General features: G+C 58.9%; 7 protein-coding genes. 2 read left to right on the forward strand and 5 right to left on the reverse strand.

Features of this window, described 5'->3' with window-relative positions:
* Positions 1-325 (forward strand): NAD(P)/FAD-dependent oxidoreductase (locus ABX749_RS15360; protein ID WP_372896746.1); only part of this gene is annotated, 325 nt, incomplete at its 5' end.
* A gap of 223 nt (positions 326-548) precedes the next feature.
* Positions 549-842, forward strand: coding sequence for a hypothetical protein (locus ABX749_RS15365; RefSeq protein WP_372896747.1), 294 nt, complete (start codon positions 549-551; stop codon positions 840-842).
* 458 nt (positions 843-1,300) lie between these two features.
* Here the strand turns inward: ABX749_RS15365 and ABX749_RS15370 are convergent, their stop codons facing one another.
* The 5 genes from ABX749_RS15370 to ABX749_RS15390 form a co-directional block, all read right to left on the reverse strand.
* A complete protein-coding gene (locus ABX749_RS15370) occupies positions 1,301-1,675 on the reverse strand; it encodes an STAS domain-containing protein (protein ID WP_372896748.1) in 375 nt (124 codons plus the stop codon).
* Between the two features lie 282 nt (positions 1,676-1,957).
* Positions 1,958-2,890 (reverse strand): GGDEF domain-containing protein, encoded by a 933-nt coding sequence (locus ABX749_RS15375; protein WP_145219165.1) that lies wholly within the window; start codon positions 2,888-2,890, stop codon positions 1,958-1,960.
* Positions 2,891-3,071: 181 nt separating this feature from the next.
* Positions 3,072-3,734: an OmpH family outer membrane protein gene (locus ABX749_RS15380; RefSeq protein WP_372896749.1), complete on the reverse strand. Its 663-nt coding sequence runs from the start codon at positions 3,732-3,734 to the stop codon at positions 3,072-3,074.
* Between the two features lie 784 nt (positions 3,735-4,518).
* Entirely contained in the window at positions 4,519-6,681 is a 2,163-nt protein-coding gene (locus tag ABX749_RS15385; protein WP_372896750.1) for a PPC domain-containing protein, read from the reverse strand.
* A 69-nt stretch (positions 6,682-6,750) separates the two neighbouring features.
* On the reverse strand, positions 6,751-7,287 hold a 537-nt coding region (locus ABX749_RS15390), incomplete at its 5' end, for a DUF1501 domain-containing protein (protein ID WP_372896751.1).

Genomic DNA, 7,287 nt, shown 5'->3' on the forward strand with positions numbered 1-7,287 from the left:
CGGAGCCTGCCGTGAGGAAGTGATGCAGTGGTCCGACGAAACGATTGTTGAAACCGTGCGAAACGAACTTCGGCAGTTGAGGCAAGTCAGCAAGCCGCCGTTGTTTTCGCGAATCAAGCGTTGGCATCGCGCGATGCCGCAATGCGTGCTCGGGCACGCGCAACGTGTGCAAGGAATCGAACGGCTTGCCGCGAAACATCCGCGTCTGGAACTGGCCGGAAACGCTTATCACGGCGTCGGCATTCCGCATTGCATTCGCAGCGGACAGCAAGCGGCCGACCGCGTGCTGTCGTGGAAGCAGTCTGGATTCGCTCAGGTCAGCTGAAACCGCACAGGTTGGCATCGACCGGACCTGATGGATCGCGTCGAGCGCATGTGTTGTGTGACCGAATCCCGTTTGTCGATTCACCAACCTTCATGCATCTGATGCAAGCATTGGCTGGTAGACATGCTTCAACTGGTCGCTGCGTCTGCTCTGCTTTAAAACGTTATCAAGCATCATCTTGGGTGTTGATCAACTTACTTCTATACAACAACGGAGTTGTAACATGCAGAACCATCTGTTGAGCCATCGTTTCGTCGAATTCGTTGAGCACGTCAAAGCGACCGATGCGGCCAGCGAACGGGCACTGCAAGTCCTTGATTTGCGGCTTGAGTGTCGGGCGCAGCGATTGACCGAGTATCCGGATTGGTCGACGTCCGATCTAGAGTTGATCGAGCGGGAAGCGGCACGCTATCACAATGAGACAGAGCTGTCTCAGTTACTCTCTGGTGAGGTGCCGCCGAACTCGATTGAAGTGAATACGTGGATGGATTCGCCGTCGCCGTTTGCGTGGACGTGACCATTGGGTCCAGGTGAACGTTCTATTCGCCCTGGATAGCCTTGCCGGCGGGGGCAGCCGGCGCCGGCTCACACTAAAATCTAGTTTTAGGATCCGTTGATGCCTTGCCTCAATGGACCCTTCCGCCAACAAGTTCATCCGGACTGGTCTTTCACTGCCCTGGGATGGAGAGGCCGAGGGTTCCTCCAATCGAGGTCATTCACGAGTGTTTTGCTCCGGCTGACGACCCGCGAAAGTCTGGACGGGCGATCCATCCGGTCAACTCGATTCTGTTTCTCGCCGTCTCAGTGGTCAACACAGGCGCCAATGGCCGCCGACGGTGGCAAGGTCAGCAGCACGCCCGATGTGCAATCCTTCTACCGAAGCAACTTCCGCCGCCCCCGCCAAGAGCGGTCAGGGATTCGGTTTGGCGTGTGATGTAGAGAGCGTCACGCAAAGCGCGTTTGGGACGTGGTCGTTCAAGTCCCTTCCTTGGCTTCGTCGACCGTGTCTGCCATGGTGAACATCGCCGATTCATCGGGGTCTCTTGAGATCAGCTTACAGGCTTCGAGAATGTCTTTCAGGTGCTCGCTCAAGCCGCACAAAATGATGCTGGGCTCGTCGAGGTGTCGGCGCAACCCCATCAAGGCGAGAAAGCCGACGCTGCCCATGAAACGAACGCTGTGCATGTCAATCACCAGTCGGTTCGCCTGATTTTCTTTCGCCAACGCAATCATCTCGCGGCTGATTGCGGAGGCGGTGTCGCTATCGCGGATCTGATCGGTTTGAATCTCGAGCACGAGCGTCGTTCCGTTCGACGACGCCTGCACGAGTGGTTTTTCATGTTCGGTCATGGTGGTGCCGCGAAAAGCGAAGTGCGGGGAGCTATCGGATGCGGGTGCCGCGAGAACGAACGAAGATCGCTTGGAGAATTCGCAAACCGACGCGTGAGCGAGGAAAACTCGTCCATTCCCTGGCTCACACGTCGGGCTACCAAGCAAGATCAAGGACGTCCCGGGGCATTAATCTAAACCCCAGCCAGACGAAAAAGTTGCTGTGCAAAAGTTGCGGAGCATCCGCGGCAATCTCCCTGAACGAATCTCCCTGAGCCACTCTCGCAGCAGACCCGAGCGGTCTTACGCGGTCACGCAGTTCTTTCCCCGGGCTTTGGCTCGATAGAGTGCCGCGTCGGCGGCGGTGACCAGCGACAGCGTGTCGGTCGCGGTCGTTTGAAAACAGGCCACGCCAATGCTGATCGTGGGCCGCAGCGCGACCCCGTTCTTCTCAAATCCCGCCGATGCGACCGCAACGCGAATCTGTTCACCGATGCCGAGAGCGGCCTCCAAGTCATGACCGGGCAGGAAGGCGCTGAATTCATCGCCGCCAAATCGGCACGCTTGTCCCCGAGATCCCAGCACGTTTGCAATCAGCCGTCCGGTTTCACCGATGACGTGTGCGCCGTAAAGGTGCCCATAGGTGTCGTTGATCTGCTTGACGCCATCCATGTCCATCATCAAGACGGCGAGCGGAACGTCACGGCGTTGCGAACTCTGCAGTGAAAACTCCAACGCCTCATCGAAGCGTCGTTTCGAGGGCAGATCGGTCAGCGGATCCCTGCCGACGAGGGTTGCGACTTCGCTGTGAAAATCGATGTCCAGCTCGTCGGCCAGTGAAAAACGGATCACCGTTTCCCCGACGAAGATTTTGTCACCATCCCGCAGCGTCCTGCGACCGATCAGCGGCGTTGAGTCGACGCGTGTTCCATTGGTGGAATTCAAGTCTTCCAGAACAAACTCGCCGTCGCCACTGGGCGTGATAGCCGCGTGATGTCCGGACACCTTCAGATCGTGTAACGGAAACGTGCACGTCGGATTGCGGCCGATCACGGTTCGATCTTCCAGAAATGCGTTGACGCCGATGTCGGCGCGGCTGCGAATCACATTCAAAAACGCCCGCTTGGGCGTTTGGCGATCCGAAGACGTGACCCCTTCCTCGACGCGGAGGGTCCCGGCTTCAAACGTTTGTGTGTCCGAATACTTGGCAGACGGTTGGGGGGATTGGAGACTCATATCAAATCGAATGCTTGCAATGGAACGTACGTGGCGCAACGGACTCCCTAGATGTATCAAGTCTGACGCTTCCGCGTCACCAGCGATTTCGCGTTTCCCTTCCTCCTTCTTGCCCCCAATCCATCTGGTAGCCCCATCCGTTTGCCCCCACCGCAGCCTGTCTGACCGTACCGCCAAAGCCTCAACGTTGCGTCCCCCCGGTAGAACCGAATCCCGTGGCTGCTTGCGACGTCTGCGTCTGTTGTTCCAAATACCGCATCACGGTGTCGGTGATATTGATGCCGGGATCGTGAAAGACGATGTTCCTCATGACGTGACGCGTGACCGAATCGCGTTTCTGCGAATCGACGTCTTCACCATTGATACGCAACACCACGTTGATGTTGTTGTGGACGGCAACGGCCTTCACCGCCGCACTCAGACTCAGATAGTTGTCGTAGTAGATCTTCGCCTCGGCCTCACTCATCTCGTTGTGGCGGCGTCTCATGTCCAACCGCAGCTTCGAATCCAAACTCGCCACGAGTTCTTCTTGTCGGTTGTATTCCGCCGTGCCAGGCGTCATCGATTTCAGGCGGATGGCAGCCTGATTCAATGCATCCCTCTTCTGTTTCACCTCGGCCTCGTGTTTCTGTAATTCGGCTTTGACCTTGCTGATTTGTGCCTGAATCGCCGGAAGAGTTTTGAACACATGGCCGACATCAATCACCGCGAAGCGGTGGCCGGGTTGATCCAATGGCGGGACCTGCTGGGCCGAAACCGCTTGCTGGGCCGAAACCGGCGACACCGGTAAGGCACAAACGGCGAACAGGACACAGGCGAGAGCGGCGTGACCGAACGCGTGCACCACTGCAATCCGGTGCCCCGAACATCGCCGGCCCGAACATCGCTGGCCTGAACATCGCTGGCCCGAACATCGTGCGACTTCCATTGAACCACCGGGGAGAAGGTGAGATTGAAACATGGTCGAATTCCTCCTGAATTCTGATTGCGGGTCATCCTGACTCTTCGAAGGCCGCTGGAGTTGATCGTCCCGGTGGGTCGGTCCGACGGCGAGCGGCAACCAGGAAAGCAACCGGCATGCCAAAGGCCGCCATGCATCGAGATGGACAGTGCCACTTTGACGTTTCGACGTTCGCCAGAGTGTGGAAAACGCTGGGGATCCACCTGCTGGCGAAGGTAGCGCCGTTTCAACGGCGATGAACGATGTTTCGAGTTGCCCGCGTTTTGCCGAACGCACCGTAAGTTACCGCCGATAGGATCAGTGGTGGAAATGCGGGACGCCGCGCGTGGCAGGAAAAAACCGGATTCTCGATAGGGCCCAGCCCGTCGAACGAAACCGGAACCGCCCGCGAGGCCTCCCCATTTTTCAATCGGCTGTAAATTTTACACTTCCGACATCCGCCCCTCCGTCACAGCGAATCCCGCTGCTCAATCGGGGCTTGATCGGGGCTCAATCGGGGCTTGATCCCGATGAGATGTCAACTTGAGCGCGACGAAGCAGCGTCCGGAAAACTGGCCAACGCCAAAATAGGATCATGAACGCGTTCGCCGGTGGCCATTTCAGCAGTGCGACAAATGCCCAATGACGAGGTCGGCATGGAGCACTGCGAGGTCGCCATGGAGCCCTGCTATTTTTTCTTCGCCACCACCGGTTCTGCCGACCCGTAGACCTCGCACTGAGCGACCTTGCGACGGTAGAAGTCGTCGGTCAACAGCCACTCGTCGAACAGCAGATTGAGCTGCCTCAATCGCCCCGCCACTTGGTTCTTGGAGAACTGCGGCGGACCTGTCGGCAGATCCTTCGGTTCCAGCTTGGGCGGGCGGACACGTGTGGGCGGACGCCCCGCGGCGGCGTTGATCACCAGGGCCTTCAAATCTTGGGCGGGAACGAGGTGACGCCACAGGAACGCCTGCATACGATCCTCCGCCGGGACCGCCGGATGGGTGACCGTACGGTGAAGCATCTTCGCGCGGCCGACGATCGTCAGGTCGACCGGTTGATCCATGTTGTTCCGATGGCTCCTGACAAAGAGTTTGGCTTCGTTCTGATGGGCCTTCAGCGTTACCGGTGCCGCGGTGAAGCCGTCTGGCAAGTCTTCGACATTCAAGTTGATCGGACCTTCGAATCCATCCCGGCGGATCGCGTAAACGGTAACTGCGGCGGCCGATTTTCCGCGCAGATTAAGACTCGACGGGACCACGCGGAGGGCAAAGTCGGGGCGTGGACGGCTGAGGCGAAGGCGATAGCCATGTTCCGGTCCGCCGTCACGCGTCGTGTCCCCCAAATGCACGAAATAATCTCCATCCTCGGGCAACGTGATCGCCACATAGGAATCGGCGTGGTGTGTGTTCAAGCCGGCTGCCGGGTCGATGTGATCGTCGTTATGGGCCAGCGGCTTGCCGCTCGAATCGGTGACTTTCAACATCGAATCCAACGGCGAATCGAGTCTGCGGGCATGGACCTCCGCCACAATTCTGTCGCCGGCGTTGGCGGTGATCTTGAAAACGTCCCAATCATCCGGTCGATCGATACGCCCGTTGATGATGATCGGAAGCTTCACCGGTTGGGCATCGGCCGGGCGATTGTTGGGTTCGCGATCCAAACCTTCCGGAAGTGCGTCGACAGCCAGGGGAAAGGTGTTGCTGGCAAGACCGTCGACATCGGCAACGGCTTGGTATATTCCCGGGGCGGCATCGGGTGAAGGCAGGGAGAGTTGCGCCTGCTCCAGATTCCGCCCGAAGAGTTCGACGTCCGGTGCTTGACCGGCACGGCTTCCGAGCGGAAAGACGCTCGTGACAAAGGGCAACTGGCCGATCGAGATGCGATAGACGAAATCTTCGCGACCACGGTACAAGGCGTCGGTGATCGTCAACACGTACTCACCGTCGCGGGGAACGTCCAGAAACAGCGTCGGATCAGGCTTGAAGCGATAGTCGTCGTTGAACGCCAGCTCTCGTCCTTCAGAGTCATAGAGTGCCATCACGGGCTGAAACCAGCCGGGGACGGCATCGGCGATGAAGGGAACCAATTCCCGCGCTTTGGTGGAAATCACAAGTCGTTGACCGGCACGGGCCTCAAAGCGATAGCGGTTGACTTCACCCGATGCGATCTGGCCATTGACGGTGCAGGGCAATTCGATCCTTGACTCGATCTCCTCCGCCGGTCGCTTTCGTTGCGCGAGCGCTTCTTTGCCGAGCACCTGAAACGGGCTCGTCAGCATGGGTTTGCGAGAAGACTCGGGCAATTGCCCGACGTGAAAGACCATCGGATTGGTCATCCCGCGCGCGCCGATCAAGCGGATTTCTCTGGCCCCGGGTTCGGCGTCACGGTCGATCGTTACCTTGACCAGCGCGATGCTGGAAACAGCTTCACAGGCCGGCCGGTTGACCCATTCGCCGATACGCTTTTCAAGCCTGACGATGAACTGCTCGGTCGCTTCATCCACGGCCTGTTTGGCTTTCTTCTGCTGAGCGACTTCGCCCCGCAGCTCCCTGAGCTGCTCCCTGAGCAACGTCACTTCCTGGTTGCTCAGCTTGCGATAAAACTGGCTGACTTCGGCAGACACGCCGTCACCACTGACCAGCGCGGCGTGCGCGCCGTCAATCCGTTGCCCGCCCAGTCTGACTTCGACCGTGGTGCCCTGTTGACCGCCGGCGGGATAGACGAATCCGATGTACGGTGCCGATTGGCCCGATGCCCGCTGGGCCGTTGCCGAGGGAGCCGGTGCCCAGGGACCCGCGACCAGAACCAGGGTCAGTCCCACGATCGGGATCCAAGTCGACTTGTCCATGGTGAGCTCCTTGTTCAGTTAAAGCCTCTTTCCCGCGTTGACAGGCTGGACGCCTATCCCACGTTTTGTTTACATGATTTCAGACAACCGTCCGGCCGACGGCGCGCCTTCGGACGCGGTAGGCAGCACGTGGGCTTCCAGGCCGAGTGGATGCGGCAAGTTGGCACTCGCGTCGATACCGGCCAGCTGATAAATGCTGCCCAGCAAATCCGCCGGGTACACGGGGCGATCTTTGACCTGTTCGGCTTTCTCATCGGACGATCCGACGACATGCCCGCCACGGAATCCGCCGCCGGCCAGCAATGCACTAAAGACTTTGCCGTAGTGGTTGCGCCCACCGTTCCATGGCGGCTGCCAATCCACCTTCGGGCCGCGACCGAACTCGCCACAGCACCAGACAACGGTGCTGTCGAGTAATCCGCGATCCTCCAAATCCTGCAGCAACATGGCCAGGCCTTGATCCAATTCCGGGCATTGTCGGCGCATCGTCGCAAAGTGATTCTTGTGGGTATCCCAGCCGCCGGGATAGTTGATCACGACGTAGGGAACGCCTGATTCGACCAACCGTCGCGCGACCAGGCAATCCTGGCCGAACGTATGGCGACC

The sequence above is a fragment of the Stieleria sp. genome, from assembly GCF_041595215.1.
GTDB lineage: Bacteria > Planctomycetota > Planctomycetia > Pirellulales > Pirellulaceae > Stieleria > Stieleria magnilauensis.

Excerpts from the sequence above, each read along its gene's own strand:
- ABX749_RS15365 (WP_372896747.1), top strand. The coding sequence starts at position 549 with ATGCAGAACCATCTGTTGAGCCATCGTTTCGTCGAATTCGTTGAGCAC.
- ABX749_RS15370 (WP_372896748.1), bottom strand. The coding sequence starts at position 1,675 with ATGACCGAACATGAAAAACCACTCGTGCAGGCGTCGTCGAACGGAACG.
- ABX749_RS15375 (WP_145219165.1), bottom strand. The coding sequence starts at position 2,890 with ATGAGTCTCCAATCCCCCCAACCGTCTGCCAAGTATTCGGACACACAA.
- ABX749_RS15385 (WP_372896750.1), bottom strand. The coding sequence starts at position 6,681 with ATGGACAAGTCGACTTGGATCCCGATCGTGGGACTGACCCTGGTTCTG.